11 protein-coding genes are annotated in these 15,858 nt (G+C 33.6%); 4 read left to right on the top strand and 7 right to left on the bottom strand.

Annotated features, from left to right (window positions below):
- Positions 1-11: 11 nt before the first annotated feature.
- The 6 genes from DNC80_RS01055 to DNC80_RS01030 all read right to left on the bottom strand — a co-directional run bounded on the left by DNC80_RS01055 (position 12) and on the right by DNC80_RS01030 (position 5,725).
- Positions 12-515 carry a GbsR/MarR family transcriptional regulator gene (locus tag DNC80_RS01055; protein WP_182648478.1) on the bottom strand — a complete coding sequence of 168 codons (504 nt, stop codon included), beginning with the start codon at positions 513-515 and terminating at the stop codon, positions 12-14.
- Positions 516-740: 225 nt separating this feature from the next.
- Positions 741-2,765: a M3 family metallopeptidase gene (locus DNC80_RS01050; protein ID WP_182648476.1), complete on the bottom strand. Its 2,025-nt coding sequence runs from the start codon at positions 2,763-2,765 to the stop codon at positions 741-743.
- A gap of 327 nt (positions 2,766-3,092) precedes the next feature.
- Positions 3,093-3,320: a hypothetical protein gene (locus DNC80_RS01045; protein ID WP_182648474.1), complete on the bottom strand. Its 228-nt coding sequence runs from the start codon at positions 3,318-3,320 to the stop codon at positions 3,093-3,095.
- A gap of 23 nt (positions 3,321-3,343) precedes the next feature.
- A complete protein-coding gene (purE, locus tag DNC80_RS01040; protein WP_182648578.1) occupies positions 3,344-3,829 on the bottom strand; it encodes a 5-(carboxyamino)imidazole ribonucleotide mutase in 486 nt (161 codons plus the stop codon).
- 107 nt (positions 3,830-3,936) lie between these two features.
- Entirely contained in the window at positions 3,937-5,088 is a 1,152-nt protein-coding gene (locus DNC80_RS01035) for a 5-(carboxyamino)imidazole ribonucleotide synthase (RefSeq protein ID WP_182648472.1), read from the bottom strand.
- Between the two features lie 103 nt (positions 5,089-5,191).
- Positions 5,192-5,725: a hypothetical protein gene (locus tag DNC80_RS01030; RefSeq protein ID WP_182648470.1), complete on the bottom strand. Its 534-nt coding sequence runs from the start codon at positions 5,723-5,725 to the stop codon at positions 5,192-5,194.
- 105 nt (positions 5,726-5,830) lie between these two features.
- On the opposite strand from DNC80_RS01030, the gene hpt reads away from it, so the two are divergent.
- From hpt to obgE, 4 genes are all read left to right on the top strand, one after another.
- Positions 5,831-6,361: a hypoxanthine phosphoribosyltransferase gene (gene hpt / locus DNC80_RS15950; protein ID WP_230154034.1), complete on the top strand. Its 531-nt coding sequence runs from the start codon at positions 5,831-5,833 to the stop codon at positions 6,359-6,361.
- 12 nt (positions 6,362-6,373) lie between these two features.
- Positions 6,374-6,946 carry an adenylate kinase gene (locus DNC80_RS15945; protein WP_255493141.1) on the top strand — a complete coding sequence of 191 codons (573 nt, stop codon included), beginning with the start codon at positions 6,374-6,376 and terminating at the stop codon, positions 6,944-6,946.
- 52 nt (positions 6,947-6,998) lie between these two features.
- Complete coding sequence (locus DNC80_RS01020) at positions 6,999-8,273, top strand: hemolysin family protein (RefSeq protein WP_182648468.1); 1,275 nt, start codon at positions 6,999-7,001, stop codon at positions 8,271-8,273.
- Positions 8,274-8,343: 70 nt separating this feature from the next.
- Positions 8,344-9,345: a GTPase ObgE gene (gene obgE, locus DNC80_RS01015; RefSeq protein WP_182648466.1), complete on the top strand. Its 1,002-nt coding sequence runs from the start codon at positions 8,344-8,346 to the stop codon at positions 9,343-9,345.
- Between the two features lie 67 nt (positions 9,346-9,412).
- Here obgE and DNC80_RS01010 read toward each other — a convergent pair whose 3' ends face one another.
- Positions 9,413-15,682, bottom strand: a complete 6,270-nt coding sequence (locus DNC80_RS01010; RefSeq protein ID WP_182648464.1) for an alpha-2-macroglobulin — start codon at positions 15,680-15,682, stop codon at positions 9,413-9,415.
- Between the last annotated feature and the right edge of the window lie 176 nt (positions 15,683-15,858).

Raw genomic sequence — 15,858 nt, 5'->3', positions numbered from 1 at the left:
TGTTTAAAAAACTATTTCATTATTTTAACAACCAATTTTGCTAGCCAATTGTCTTTATACTCGGTCATTTTGTCCAAAACATTATCTGCTTTTAGAACAAAATCATACAATTTAGTTGTTTGATCTACAAAATGTTTTTCTTCTGGAGTATTGTCTGATGTTATGGAGGAAACTTCTTTTAAAACCTTTAACGCAGGTTTGATTTCGCGTTTGCTTCTTTCTCTTGAAATTTTCAAAGCCAATTCGTCTAAGTCTTTTTCAGCGGTGAAAAATTCGCGTCGTTCGCCCGCTTTGTATTCTTTATAAACAATTCCCCAATCCATCAAAGCACGTAGATTCATAGATGCGTTGCCGCGTGAAATTTGCAATTCTTCCATAATGTCTTCCATCGAAACGGCTTCGTGTGAAACCATCAAAAGCGCGTGAATTTGAGCCATGGTTTTGTTAATTCCCCATTGACTGCCTAATGCACCCCAAGTTTGAACGAATTTATTTTTTGCTTCTTTGAATTCCATAGTGTAAAGATAAATAATGTTTTCAAACTTTCAATAATAAATGAAAGTTTGTTTTCTTTTTTGGCGTTCCCTTTCAGGTCGGGCTTTTCGTTGCAAGTCCTCGTTTCGTCGTTCCTCCTTACTGTGGGCTTTTCACTGCAATCCCTAACGCAAATCCCATTAAAAAAGTCGAGATATTGCTACCTCGACTTCCTTTTATAACTTACTATGTGTTTTAACATTGATCTATAGCAACCCAGCACGTTTCAACAACGCATCCGCCTTTGGTTCTTGACCACGAAATTTTTTATACAATTCCATTGGTAATTCGGTGCCACCTTTTGAAAGTACGTTGTCTTTGAATTTTGTAGCAACTTCTTTATTGAAAATTCCTTTTTCTTGAAAATAAGCAAACGCATCAGCATCTAGAACTTCGGCCCATTTGTAACTATAATATCCAGAAGAATATCCACCTTGAAAAATATGTGAAAACGAGGTGCTCATGCAATTCTCAGCAACATCAGGATACAAACTAGTGCCTGCCATTGCTTGTTTTTCAAAAGCTTTTACATCTTGAATTGCTTGCGATTTTCCGTGATAGGTCATATCTAAAAGTCCAAAACTGATTTGTCTTAATGTTGCCATTCCTTCTAAAAAACTCGCACTTTCTTTGATTTTTTCTACGTATTCTTGAGGGATAACTTCACCCGTTTCATAATGTTTTGCAAACAATGCCAATGCTTCCGGCTCGTAGCACCAATTTTCCATTACTTGACTTGGCAATTCCACAAAATCCCAATAAACCGATGTTCCAGACAAACTTGGATAAGTCGTATTAGCTAACATTCCGTGTAAGGCGTGACCAAACTCGTGGAATAAGGTCGTTACTTCATTGAAAGTTAATAAAGATGGTTTAGTCTCTGTGGGAGGTGTGAAATTACAAACAATAGAAACATGTGGTCTTTCATTGATTCCATTTTTCATAGCTTGCGATTTGTAAGATGTCATCCAAGCGCCGTTTCGTTTTCCTTTTCTTGGGAAAAAATCAGCGTAGAAAATAGCAACCAATTGTCCCTCGAAATCCAAAACTTCAAAAGTTTGAACATCTTCATGGTACTTGTCAATATCAAAAACTTCTTTAAAAGTAATACCGAATAGTTTATCAGCAATAGTGAAAGCGCCATTCAACACGTTTTCTAACTTGAAATAAGGTTTTAAAATCTCATCATCAAAGTTGAATAATTTTTGTTTTAATTTTTCAGAATAGTAAGCGCCATCCCATTTTTCTAATTGATCAATTCCGTCTAGGTCTTTTGCGAAAGCGGTTAATTGAGTAAATTCTTTTTGGGCGGCTGGTTTCGCTTTTTCTAATAAATCATTCAAAAAAGAAAGTACTTTTTCAGGATTTTGAGCCATTCGTTCTTCCAAAACAAAATCAGAATGTGATTTGTATCCCAATAAATTAGCACGTTTATGACGCAGTTCTACAATGCGTTTTACGTTTTCTTTATTATCGAATTCGTTGTCTTGAAATGATTTTTTTCCGGCAGCAATGGCAATTTCTTTTCGTAATTCGCGATTGTCAACATACGTTACAAAAGGCAAGTAACTCGGGAAATCAAGAGTGAAAACCCATCCTTCGAGTTCTTTTGATTTTGCCAAACTTGCGGCCATTTCTTTGGTGCCATCAGGTAAACCTTTTAAATCCTCTTCGTTGGTGATATGTAATTGATAGTTGTTGGTTTCAGCCAAAACATTTTCGCCATACGTCAATTTAATTTTGGCTAATTCGGTATCAATTTCGCGTAATTTTAACTTGTCTTCTTCATTCAACAAAGCTCCATTTCTAGAAAATCCTTTGAATTTTTTATCTAATAAAGTCGCTTGCTCCGTGGATAATGTCAACGAATCTTTTTGATCATAAACGGCTTTTACTCGTTTGAATAAGTGTTCGTTTAAAGCAATATCATTGCTAAATTCAGTCAACAACGGAGAAACCTCTTGAGCGATTTTTTGCATTTCGTCATTAGTTTCAGCTGAATTCAAATTGAAGAAAATCGAAGATAATCTATCCAATTGTTCACCAGCAAAATCTAAAGCCACAATCGTGTTTTCAAAGGTTGGAACATCAGAATTAGTGATGATGGCATCAATTTCGGCTTTTGCAGCAGCGATGTTTTCAATAAAAGCAGGTTTGTAATCTTCTAGTTTTATTGCCGAAAATGGGGCTGTATTGTGTTTGGTATTGAATGTTGAGGTAAGTGTTTTCATAATTTTATTTGAAGGGACAAGTCGGAACTGTCCTTACGTTTTAAAGTTTAAAATTTTCTAAATCTTGGTACGTATTCCAAAATCGGAGTAATTCGATGGTATTAGAATTTATTCTGTAATAAAGTGTTATTTGTTTCGTAATTACAACTTTGTTTACGTTTTTGTAATTTGTAGAAATAAATTCAATGTTGTTATTTACTAATAGAGCTATTGTGTTGTCTACTTTGTCTATAAAATTTACAACATCTTGAAATGACCATTCAGCTTCAAGATAATCAATGTTTTATCAATAGTCTTTTTTTGCTTGTGGAGACCAAATAACAATCACTATTTGAAATATTTTGAATATCGATTTCTTGTTTCCTCCATGACCAAGTCATGAGCAATCCCTTCCTTGTTTTCTAAAGAAAAAATGGCTTCATCGATGGCTGTCTTTTGTTTTTCGGTTAAAGTAGATTTAGATTGAATCAAATGAATAATTTCTTCAATCAATTTTGGGTTTTCAATATCCAAAATAACTTTGGCTAACTCAATTTTTGAAGTGTGAATATTCATAGTTTTCTTTTTAATAAAGATAATTATTTTTTCAATTCAGATGCTGCTTTGTCAACGGCTTGTTTTAATCCTTCTTTATAAAAAATGATTTTGTCTAACACACATTGATCGTGACTACCGATGATTTGCGCTGCAAGAATTCCAGCATTTTTGGCTCCATTAAGCGCTACTGTTGCTACGGGAACGCCACCTGGCATTTGAAGTATTGACAAAACCGAATCCCAACCATCAATAGAATTGCTCGATTTTACAGGAACGCCAATAACAGGAAGCGGTGACATAGAAGCAACCATTCCGGGTAAATGCGCCGCGCCACCAGCACCAGCAATAATTACTGAGATACCACGCTTGTGGGCATTTTTACTGAAATCAAATAATTTTTCAGGTGTTCTGTGTGCCGAAACGATATCAACTTCAGTTTCGATGTCAAATCCTTTTAATATGTCGATGGCTTCTTGCATTACTGGCATATCCGAAATGCTTCCCATTATGATGGCTACTTTCATTATTTTTTATTTAAAGATTTAAAGATTTAAGAATTTAAAGATTTTAGAGTGGAATTTTAAATTTTGTTGCAAACCAATTTTTCAATCTTTCAATTTTTCAATCTTTTAATTTATGAAATCACTCTAATACTATTCTTAACTTCTTCCGCAATTCTCCTTGCTTCAACCATATTCTGATTTACAATTGTAACATGTCCCATTTTTCGAAAAGGTCTTGTTTCTCTTTTGCCGTAAATGTGAGGTGTAACGCCATCAATTGCCATTATTTTTTCGATATTTTCATAAAGTACTTGACCCGAAAAACCTTCTTCGCCAACCAAATTTACCATAATTCCGGCAACTTTGCTATCCGTATTTCCCAATGGTAAGTCTAAAATGGCGCGTAAATGATTTTCAAATTGAGAGGTGTAACTCGCTTCAATAGAATAATGCCCGGAATTGTGTGGTCTTGGAGCGACTTCATTGACTAAAATTTCATCGTCTTCGGTTTGAAACATTTCCACAGCTAATAATCCAACGTGATCAAACGCCTCAGAAACTTTTAATGCTATTTCGATTGCTTTTTGGGCAACTCTTGAATCAATTCGGGCGGGACAAATCACATATTCAACTTGATTGGCTTCGGGATGAAATTCCATTTCAACCACAGGATACGTTTTTACTTCGCCCGAAGCAGAGCGAACAACAATAACTGCCAACTCATTTTTGAACGGAACCATTTGTTCCGCAATGCATTCAACATCTGGTAATTTAACTAAGTCTATTGCTGAACGGCATACTTTTACTCCGTTTCCATCATAGCCAAATTGAGCACATTTCCACACAAAAGGAAATTCTAATTCGTCTTTCTCTAATGATTTTCTCAAATCATTTAAATCTACAAATCGTTGATGAGGTGAAGTTGGAATGTTATTTTCGACATAAAAATCTTTTTGACGACCTTTATTCTGAATCATTCGCAATGTTTTTGGCGATGGGAATATTGGTAAACCCTCAGATTCTAGTGCGTCTAAAGCATCTAAGTTTACATTTTCAATTTCAATAGTTAATAGATTTGCCATTTTTCCAAATTGATAAACGGTGTCATAATCCATTAAACTTCCTTGGTAAAAAGCATTGCAACTGTATCTTGCAGGTGATTCTTCATTTGGTTCTAAAACCAAGGTTTGTATGTCAAACTTTCGGGTATCGGTCAATAGCATTTTGCCTAATTGGCCGCCGCCAAGAATTCCTAATTTAAAATCAGATGAAAAGTAGTTCATTGTGTTGTTGTTTTATTTCTTTACAATTAATGTGTTGCAGTTATTTGTAAGCAGTAGTTGTATGTTCTGCAAAGATACTTGTTAAAGGTCAAACCGAAAAGTACTAAGCAATTTTCTTCATGATTTCTCTGGCAACGGCTTTGTAAGCAGATGAATGTTTAGTGTAATCATCAGTTAGTATTCTGGCCAGATTAGCATGTATTTCTGTATTTTTTTTACCCATTTGGTAGAGTGTTCTTATGGCATAAGCCTTTGTGGCTACTTTTCCATCAGGATCTATGAGCCAGTCATAGCTACTTTCTATCAAGAGTTTTTCTTGTTTCTCATTAAGGGAAGCATGCAGTGATAGAAACATGCAAATTTTTGATATGGATCTCAAGGCACTGTAGTTTGTATATAAAGTTAAGGTCTCGCAAAATTGATCTAAATAATTGAAAATTAGATGCAAGTCTTTTTCTAAAATCATTTCCAGGATCCAACAGGCTTTGTGATGATTTTTGTCTGATGTTGAAAGAACAATTTCAAAAAAATCTGGCATCAAGTCTGGATTGCTTAAAATGTATTGAGTATTTACTACTTTACTAGCTACATGAGCCGTGCTTTCTTGTAATTTTTGATACAATTCTGGATTTAGCATAAAAGATTTTTTTTAATTTTAAAGTATGGCTATTCTTGTAACAATTATTCTAAGATGTAAAGTGAGAAATTGCTATCTTTGCCCATTATTTTAAATACAAAAATAATGATACAACTTCACGATAAACAATTTGTTCCATTTATTTCGGCAAAAGAAATTGATTTTGCTATAGCTAAAATGGTATCACAAGTTGAGGCAGATTTTGCTGATGAAACGCCTATTTTTGTAGGAGTGCTTAACGGTGCTTTTATGGTAGTAGCTGATTTTGTAAAACAATATAAAAAACCATGTGAGGTTTCGTTTATAAAAATGGCTTCGTATGAGGGTACTTCAACAACGAATGAGGTAAAGCAATTGATAGGAATTAATCAAGATTTTACTGGTAGATCTGTTGTTATTATTGAGGATATAGTAGATACAGGAAATACTTTAGTTGAACTAAAAGAATTGTTTAAAAAACAAAATGTGAAACATTTTAAAATTGCAACACTTTTTTTTAAACCTGAAGCATACCAGAAAGACATCAAAATTGATTACATCGGAATTCGAATTCCTAATAAATTTATTGTAGGATACGGTTTAGATTATGACGGACTTGGAAGAAACTTACCTGAAGTATATAAATTAAAAGAATAACTACAAAACAACATGATTAATATCGTTTTATTTGGCAAACCAGGAGCTGGAAAAGGAACTCAAGCAGAGTTTTTAAAAGAAAAATACAAGTTAACTCACATTTCAACAGGTGATGTTTTTAGATTTAATTTAAAAAATGATACGGAGTTAGGCAAACAAGCCCGTGTTTATATGGATGCTGGGGATCTTGTACCTGATGAATTAACTACTAAAATGCTAATTGATGAAGTCAATAAACATCCAGATACAAACGGTGTTTTATTTGACGGGTATCCAAGAACACTTTCTCAAGCAGAAGCATTAGATGGTTTTTTAGAATCTATTGGGTCAAAAGTTGCAGCTACAGTAGCGCTAGAGGCTGACGATGAGATTTTAATTCAGCGTTTACTTGAAAGAGGAAAAACAAGCGGTAGAGTTGATGATCAAGACGAAGAAAAAATCAGAAACAGATACCAAGAATACAATGAAAAAACTGCTCCTTTGATGGATTTTTATAAAAATCAAGATAAATTTTTCATCGTAGACGGGATTGGTTCCATTGCTGAAATTACGGAAAGAGTAAGTGCAGTGATTGATAATTTATAATTGATAATTTCAAATACGCAGAACAAGAGATATAAACGAATCCATTAAAAAATTGGAAATACTAATAATATTTTTTCTGATATTACTAAACGGAGTGTTCTCAATGTCAGAAATAGCATTGATTTCAGCTCGAAAAAACCGATTAGAGACAGCAGCAAAAAAAGGCAATAAAAGCGCTAAAATAGCATTGGACCTTGCAAATTCTCCCAATAAATTTTTATCAACAGTACAAATAGGTATTACTTTGATTGGGATTTTAACGGGTATTTACAGTGGTGATAAGATTACTCAAGATGTAGAAATTTTTGTAAGTGGTTTTGAATTTTTAAAACCCTATGCACAGCCAGTTGCAGTAGGTTTAGTTGTGGTAGTATTGACTTTTTTCTCTTTGGTTTTAGGAGAATTGTTACCCAAACGAATAGGACTAAACCATCCAGAAGGTATTGCTAAGGCAGTTGCTTTGCCAATGAAAATGGTATCAATTGTGACAGCTCCTTTTATTTGGCTTCTTACTACTTCTACAGATTTTTTATTAGATGTTTTGCAAATTAAACCAACAGCTGATGGAAAAGTAACCGAGGAAGAAATAAAAGCTATCATTAAGGAGGGAACTGAGGGAGGAGAAGTTCAAGAAATTGAACAAGATATTGTGGAGCGTGTTTTTCATATTGGTGACCGAAAAATCAATTCTTTAATGACACATCGCAAGTCGGTTGTTTTTTTACCACTTCATGCAGATAAGGAAAAGGTAAGAGAGTTTATGCTCAAGGAACTTCATTCTATTTATCCCGTATTTAATGAAAATTACGATGATATAGTAGGTGTGGTGAACCTTAAAAATATTTTTGCTCATTTTGAAAACGATGAATTCAATTTAGCATCAATCATGACCGAAGCTCCTTTTATGATGGAGCAGACTACTGCTTATGTGGCGTTAGAAAATTTTAAGAAATCAGGTATTCATTATGCTTTTGTATCTGATGAATATGGTGTTTTTCAAGGAGTAATTACATTGAATGACATCCTTGAAGCACTGGTAGGTGATGCTTCTGATTTTTATAAGGATGATTTTCAATTGATAGAAAGAGAAGATGGTTCGTGGTTAGTAGATGGACATTACTCGTTGCATGACTTCTTGACTTATTTTGAATTAGACGAATTAATAAATGATTATGAAGTAACTACGCTAAGTGGTTTAATAATGACAGAACTGTCACACATACCCAAACAAGGTGAGAAATTGATTTGGCAAAAATTTGAATTGGAGGTTATCGATATGGATGGCGTGAAGATTGATAAAGTAATGGTGAAAGCCTTAAAAGATTAAAATAGTTTTAAGTCCCAGTTTTTTAATATGAGAAGTAAGAAACTAGAACTGTAACTGAATACTAAAAAAAATGACTGAGGGAAATTTTGTAGATTACGTTAAAATATATGTTTCATCTGGAAAAGGTGGAAAAGGATCTACGCACTTGCATAGAGAAAAGTTCATACAATATGGTGGGCCGGATGGTGGTGATGGAGGAAGAGGTGGACACGTTTATCTAGTAGGGAATAAAGCATTATGGACGTTGTTTCATCTCAAGTTTGCAAGACATATCAAAGCAGGTAATGGTGGAGATGGAAGTGGAGATAGGAGTACTGGTGCTGATGGAGATGATAAATATATAGAGGTGCCACTTGGTACTGTTGTAAAAGATAAGGAAACAGGAGAGATTTTATTTGAAATTACCGAAGAGGGAGAAAAACAGATACTTTCTCGCGGTGGAAAAGGTGGTTTAGGAAACTGGCACTTTAGAAGCTCAACCAATCAAACACCACGATATTCTCAGCCAGGTTTGCCAGGAGTAGAAATGGATGTTATATTGGAGTTGAAGGTGCTTGCTGATGTAGGTTTAGTTGGTTTTCCTAATGCGGGTAAGTCAACATTGTTATCTGTTTTGACTTCGGCCAAGCCAAAAATTGCTGATTATCCTTTTACAACTTTAAAACCTAATTTAGGAATTGTGGCGTACAGAGATTTTCAATCTTTTGTGATTGCTGATATTCCGGGAATTATTGAAGGAGCTGCTGAAGGTAAAGGTCTTGGACATTATTTTTTAAGACATATTGAGCGTAACTCTACATTGTTATTTTTAGTTCCTGTTGATACACCAGATATCAAGGGAGAATATGATATTCTTGTGAATGAGTTGACCAAGTACAACCCAGAAATGCTGGATAAAGAGCGTTTATTAGTCATTTCTAAATGCGACATGCTCGATGATGAATTGAAGGCTGAATTGAAAACAGAACTGGATGCATCTTTTAAAGATATTCAATACATGTTTATATCTTCTGTAGCGCAACAAGGTCTTACAGAATTAAAAGATAAATTGTGGAAAATGTTAAACGACTAATTTTCCTTTACAAATAGTAAATCCGCTTCAAGAAATTGAAGCGGATTTTTTTTGTGGCATACATAATTTATTTTTTAACTTTTATACGAATCCCTTTGCTATGACTGCTGAATTCTGGGGCGTACATACTTTGAATAGTTGTAATTCCATTTGAAAATGCTCCCGCATTATTGACACGAATGTCATATTCTAATACATAGGTTCCTTTGTTTATGGAGTCAAAAAAGAAATGAGTAGCAGCATCTTTTGTACTGTTGTAAAATCCTAATCCTCCTTTGTATTTGTATTCGGAGAGTACATTTACAGGTTCAAAACAAGAGGCTCTTAGGTCTTTTAAATGAACAAATTCCATGTCTTCCTTTGCCGTAATGATTAATCTCACTGTAACTAAGTCACCAATTTGTAATGGAATTGTTACATTTATTTTTTGTAAAACATCACCATTAGCTGTGTTTTTTTTGATAAACAATTCTTTTGCAACCGATAAAACACCTCCCGAATGATTTTTTATTTGATCTAATTCTTCAAAATATTGCCAATAAATCCCACCAAATCCAGGAACGTTTGATTTGTTTTGAATGCTAATAGTTCCCATTTCTTTTTTGATTTCATCTGATTTCCAGTTGAGTTTTATATAACCAGTTTCGGCCTCTTTTTCGTTTTCGGAGAGTTTTTTGGTAAGTATTTTTTCGTCACCAATTTTGATAACGGTATTGTCTTTTACACTCAACCAATCAGTTCCTTGCATTAGTAGTGCGTAGACAGCTTCGGTAGTTGCTTTTGTGGTAGGCCAGTTCTTAACTTGTTTGTTTTTTAGCAACCAAACTTTCATTTCGTCTACTGCTTTCTTGTCGTTTGTCACTTCGGCGAAAGCCTCAATGAGCAAAGCTTGCGTTTCAATAGGTGCTTGATGCCAATACCAGCCTGCTTTGTTAGCAATCCAGTACATGCCCCAATCTTCATTGTTAGAGGCTGTTTCTTTTAAGCTTTCGATTATTTTATTGGCAGTATCTTTTTCACCAAATCGATTTAATGTTAGTGCTGCCAAACCTTTTTCGTATAGGGAATAGGATAGCCAATCTTTTTTTGCAGTTGCAATATACCATTTTGTGGCTTTCTTTATCGTATCAGAAAGAGGTTGCTGCTCTACATAAAAACTACGCGTATAGAGGTAATGCAATTCAGAGTATGGATTGTGCCAAATTATTTTTTCTGATGGAGTTGATACACTTATTCTATTTTTATGTTGCTCTAAAAACTTTTGGTCTAAGAATGGAATGCCTGTTTTAGCAATTTGTGCTACTTTTTCAGTACTGTTAATAGTTTTGCTTAATTTTGTTAAATGCCCTAGACCCGCCAAGATATGTCTTGTAATGTATTCGCTTTCAGTTCCGCCGTCAAACCAACCAAAGCCTCCTGAAGGTTTTTGTTTCTGTTTTAATTTGGAAAAAGCAATTTTTTGCGCACTTTTCATTTTCTCCAAATCAAAAAGTAAAGCTAGGTTTTTCTTTTTTTCGGCATCACTTTTTGCATCATTGATCCATGGTGTTTCGGCTAGAATTATTGATTTCAATTCTTCATTCTCCTCCAGTTTGGAGTCATTTTTTTTGTTTGCTGTCCAAGTTTTAAAAAGACTTTCAATTTTTGGGTTGCTTGAAATGATTTCTGACGCCAACGCATTCGAATAGTAACGTGCAAATGTTTGTTCAGCACATTCGTGTTCGTATTCCATTAAGTATGGCAAGGATTGAATGGCGAGCCAAGTAGGATTTGAGGTGTACTCAAAGGTAAATTGATGGTTTTTTAAAGTAGTAGAGGTGTTGATTTTTAAATTTTCAAGTGAATACTCTTTTTTAGAATTGTCTCTAACCCAAACCGGAATGCTCTCTGTGACAAGCATGCTATTCGTTAAAACTGGTACAATGTTTTCTTCACCATCTGAAAAGTCTCCTGCTTTTGCTACTATTTTATATTGAACTCCTTGTAAACCTTCAGGAATATAGATTTTCCAACTTACAGATGTGTTTCCAAATGCTGCAATAGTGAAGTTTTTGACGGTGTTACTATTTGCCATTTTAACATCAACTGCTTGCATGGTAGTGGCATCAAAAAGTTGTAAAACGGCCATTCCTTTTTTAGTTTCATTGGTGATGTTTGCAATTTTGGCTGTAATCACGATTGAATCTTTTTCTCGAAAAAAACGAGGAAAATTTGGGGTAATCATTAGTTCTTTTTGAGTAACGGTCATTTTTTCTAAATACCCTGAAACAGCGGCTTTGTTATGCGCTAACAAACGGAGTTTCCAACTGGTTAAAGCCTCTGGTGCGCTAAAGCTAAAGCTAAGTTTTCCTTTGTTATCGGTTTTTAGATTTGGGTAAAAGAAAGCAGTTTCAGAAAGATTTTTTCTTGCTTTTACTTGTGTTAAGGCTTCAAGTGCTTTTTTGGTGGTGATGATGATGACACCATTTTTGCCTTTTTCGCCGTATAAAGTCGTTGCTTTGTCGGCTTTTAAAACTTCGATGTCAATAATGTCATTTGGTGCAATTGCTTTTATTTGCTCCATGGTCATTGTTACTCCGTCTACTATGTATAAAGTACTATTTTCTTCAGATGAAGTGCTATTTCCCCGAATGACAATAGGTTTTGTGAATTTTACCATATCAACTTTTAGAGCAGTTTTATATACTTCTTCTTCTTCTTCTTCTTCAAGTACGGCTGCTGTTCCTGTACCTATAGGCTCTGCAGTTAGCACTGCATCAGGATCTCCTTTTATCATTTCACTTCCAAGTTTTTTATCTTTTATCTCATAGAAAGACATTCCATTTCCATAAGTTGATTCATTAAAATTAAAGCCAAACCATTTTAGGAGGCTAATTTCATTTAGAAGATTTAATGGAATTGATTCTAAATTTAAATTCTGAAAATAGATATACGTATTCTCAAATCCTAAACCTGTTTTGAAGTAGATATTATTTCTACTAAAATCATTAAAATTTAATGCGTCCCACGACGTTTTGGTAAACTGGTCTAAAGAACTGTCATACATGGAAGCCAACATTTCAGCCTCCAAATTAGTATTAGAAGCATTCAATTTGAATGACCAATTTTCAATAGTTCCAGGCTGAATTTTATTTCTAAAACTTTCCACTGAAATTTCCATTTTAGGTTCCTCAGATTTTAATGCAACTTCTAGTTGTTCCGTAAATGCCTGGTTCTCAAACACACTTTGGAAGCCAACTTTTAGAGACTTTTCGAAATCCTTTTGAAGGGGAATAGTGACTGTAGCTTGTTTGTTTTCTAAAACAATGTCTTGTTCATTAAAAGTGCCGTTTTTATAAATGGCAGTAGTATGAATATGTAATGAGTCTAATGCAGAGCGGATTTCAAAGGTTACAAAACCATCCTTTTTTGGGTCTTTGTTGATTTGCTCAATAGTAAATAATTTATTTGGGTTGTACTTGTCTTTGCTTTGTATGATTGAGAAATTAGAAACAGTTTCGATAGGGTTTTCAAAACTATCTTTGGCCGAAAATACAACTTTATAATTTCCAGATTGATAATCAGTAATGAAATCGAGTGCGATGTTTTTGTCCTTTTCAGTATCTATTTTCTTAGAAAACAGTAAGATTTCAGTTGGTTTTTTGGAAGTTTCAGATTGGTTAACTTCGTAAGGAAATAATTTTTCAAAATCGGCATCCGAAATAGTAGCGATTTCGGGTTGTGTGAAAACTCTAGATTTGAATTTATTTTGAAACGGATTTACGAAATACACTTTAATTTCTCCTTTTGTAGCTTTAAATTCTCCATTTAAATTTGTGCTGCTCAGTGTAATTTCATTTTTGTTTTTCGTTTCTATGCTGTTTGCAGTAAAAGCATTCAATACCAAATCATGGTAGCCTACTTTAATAGTGGTAACGGCAGTATGTGTTTCTCCATTAATATCGGTAACGCTTGCGTTTATTCTATAATTGAAAATAGGAAGCTGTTCCTTAGTCGCATTTTTAGACGGTTGTGCAATGAAATCAATCACAAATTTGCCAGAAGCATCTGTTTTGGTTTCGCTACTAATTAAAGTTTCTTCGGGCTCGTTACTATAATAATTTCTGAAAGAATTCGTAAAACGAGTTATGGTGTAGGTTACTTTGGCATCCGAAATCGTGCTTCCAGCAAATGCTTTGGCAATTCCTTTTACGGTAACTGATTGATTCACCTGAAAGCTTTCTTTTTTAGGTTCAAAAGTCACTTCAAACTTCGGACGTTTGTATTCTTCAACATTAAAATAAGTTGATGAGTTTTCAAAAGTTACATTATTTAACAAAGGTTGTTCGTCTCCTGTAATGTCAGCAGAAATATTTTTGGTGTAAGCTGCAGTGTGTTTTGCTTGAATTCTAAAATTTCCCGTCAAGCCTGTTTTTGGCAAAATGAATTCACCAGAAAAAGAACCAAACTCATTTGTGGTAACTTCAAATTCTTTAAAGTTATTGTAATTAGGATCTTGAATGCTTATTAGGAAAGAAGTATTGGGAACAACATTGGATTTGTTACTCTTTTGTTGAATGGCAATTCCTTTGAAATAAACCGGTTGTCCGGGTCTGTAAATAGCACGGTCCAGGTAAAATTCAACTTTTCTAACAATTTTTTTATCTTCTATTTTTTTATAATCATAACTGTTATTTAAATATTCCTTTTGGATGAATAGGGAGTCATTTTTGGTTGAGAATTGTATATCCCCATTAGCATAATTGTCTTTTTCTTTTGTATGAAAAGCGAGTCCATTTTTATCTGTTTTTATGGTTTTGTTTAGCAATTTTATGGTAACATCTTCTAATGGTAGTCCTGTTTTTCTATCTAAAACAGTGTAATATTCGGTACCATCTTTTGTATTTGCCAAGACTGAAATATTCGTAACTGTGATGGTTTCAAACCCAAATCCTTTTGTTTCTTTGGATTCAGTATCACTTTCAAAATAGACCAAATAACTACCTGTTTCTAATTGTGGTAGAAGTACTTCAGTGGTGTATTCAAAATAATCTTTTTTGTCAACAAGTTGGTAGTTTTTTGTTAGTAATGGTTTTTTATTAGTCACAATTTGAGTAGCCAAACTGTCACGTTTTTGGTATGTATTGTGAAATTCTACAATTTTTCTATTACTTATTTTAAAAAAAGAAACCTTTAAATTGTTGGTGTTTCTATATCGAATAAATACTCTTGTATTTTCTCTATTATAAATGTATTGTTGCAGTTCAACTTGAATGGTTTTTGAAAGTAGTTCTTCCTTGGCTTGTTGTGCCAGTTTGAACGTATTAGAATTATTGTTGGTGTTCAAAATGCTTTCTAATTCGGCTAACGCTTTATTGTTATAATCGGGATGTGTCTCTTTAGATGCTAATTTGCCGAAAATGGTAGCTTTTTCTAATTTAATTTTTTGTAATTCAACAGTTTCATTTGTTACTTTTTCTATGTCAAGTAATGCAATCAGTAAATTTTCATCAGATTTTATAAGATACTTAGAACAAAATAGTATGCGCTCTAATTTATTTTCAATAGTTGGTGCATCAGCTTCTAGCTTTTGATACAAGGAAAGTACTTTTTTTAAATTTTCATCTTCAATCAATTCAAGGTTTAATTTTAAAAAGGCATCAGTATTTCCTAATAAATTATTTTTATAAGCTTCAAATTGTTTCGCTTCAAACTGCCATTCATTTATTTTTGATTTGTAAAAGACAATATTTTCTTTTAGCAAATAATCAAACAGGTTTTCTTTTTTTAATTTTTCTAAAGTAAAAAAATCAAAAATTGCCTCATAATTGGTTAGCGGAGTTGTTTTTAAAACAGCCTCGTTTTCTAATGTTTTTTCGAATATTTTGTCAATGTCTTGTAATGTATTATAGTCATTAACTGTTGCACTGTCAATCGTCTCTTCGCTATTTTCATTTTCGAGTGCGATTGTATCCACAACTGCGACTGCAATATTTTCATAGTCGTCATTATAATCGCTCAAACACTTCGCATACACTAGGTTCAAAATTGCTTTTGAAGGTATATTTGCAGTATTTATTTCGGCTTTAAGATTGCGAATGATTTTGCTTTGTGCATCTTCTTCAAGAACTTGCAGGTATTTTGACTTGTAAAAAAAACATTTAATGATTTGAACTTCATTGTGCTCTTTTTTTGCTTTTTTGTAAATAGCATCAACAAGTTCACTCGCTGTTTTTATTTTGCCTTTATTTTCTTGGACTAGGATCTGTGACCAATTCTTTTCATACTGCTGCGAGAAGGCGGTTACTGTCATAAAAAATAAAATTAAGATGTATTTTTTCATGGTAAATAGTTGCATCTATTGAAGTTTTATCTTGATTGAATTGCGCTACAAATTACACTTTTTTTGAATGCAATTTATAAAGAGTTTTACTAGATTTTTTTTGGGACTGCTAGGCATAAAAAAACAGCAACTGTTTTATTTTAAGTTGCTTTTTTGTGTGATACTGTTTTTTCTATTTATGCTGTAAAGAA

The sequence above is a fragment of the Flavobacterium sp. SOK18b genome, from assembly GCF_014156605.1.
Classification (GTDB): Bacteria; Bacteroidota; Bacteroidia; order Flavobacteriales; family Flavobacteriaceae; genus Flavobacterium; species Flavobacterium tiangeerense.
This window is presented reverse-complemented; position numbering and strand designations above follow the sequence as displayed.

Bases quoted from the DNA above. Each gene is read 5' to 3' on its own strand.
- DNC80_RS01055 (WP_182648478.1), bottom strand. From the start codon at position 515: ATGGAATTCAAAGAAGCAAAAAATAAATTCGTTCAAACTTGGGGTGCA.
- DNC80_RS01050 (WP_182648476.1), bottom strand. From the start codon at position 2,765: ATGAAAACACTTACCTCAACATTCAATACCAAACACAATACAGCCCCA.
- DNC80_RS01045 (WP_182648474.1), bottom strand. From the start codon at position 3,320: ATGAATATTCACACTTCAAAAATTGAGTTAGCCAAAGTTATTTTGGAT.
- DNC80_RS01035 (WP_182648472.1), bottom strand. From the start codon at position 5,088: ATGAACTACTTTTCATCTGATTTTAAATTAGGAATTCTTGGCGGCGGC.
- DNC80_RS01030 (WP_182648470.1), bottom strand. From the start codon at position 5,725: ATGCTAAATCCAGAATTGTATCAAAAATTACAAGAAAGCACGGCTCAT.
- hpt (WP_230154034.1), top strand. From the start codon at position 5,831: ATGATACAACTTCACGATAAACAATTTGTTCCATTTATTTCGGCAAAA.
- DNC80_RS15945 (WP_255493141.1), top strand. From the start codon at position 6,374: ATGATTAATATCGTTTTATTTGGCAAACCAGGAGCTGGAAAAGGAACT.
- obgE (WP_182648466.1), top strand. From the start codon at position 8,344: ATGACTGAGGGAAATTTTGTAGATTACGTTAAAATATATGTTTCATCT.
- DNC80_RS01010 (WP_182648464.1), bottom strand. From the start codon at position 15,682: ATGCAACTATTTACCATGAAAAAATACATCTTAATTTTATTTTTTATG.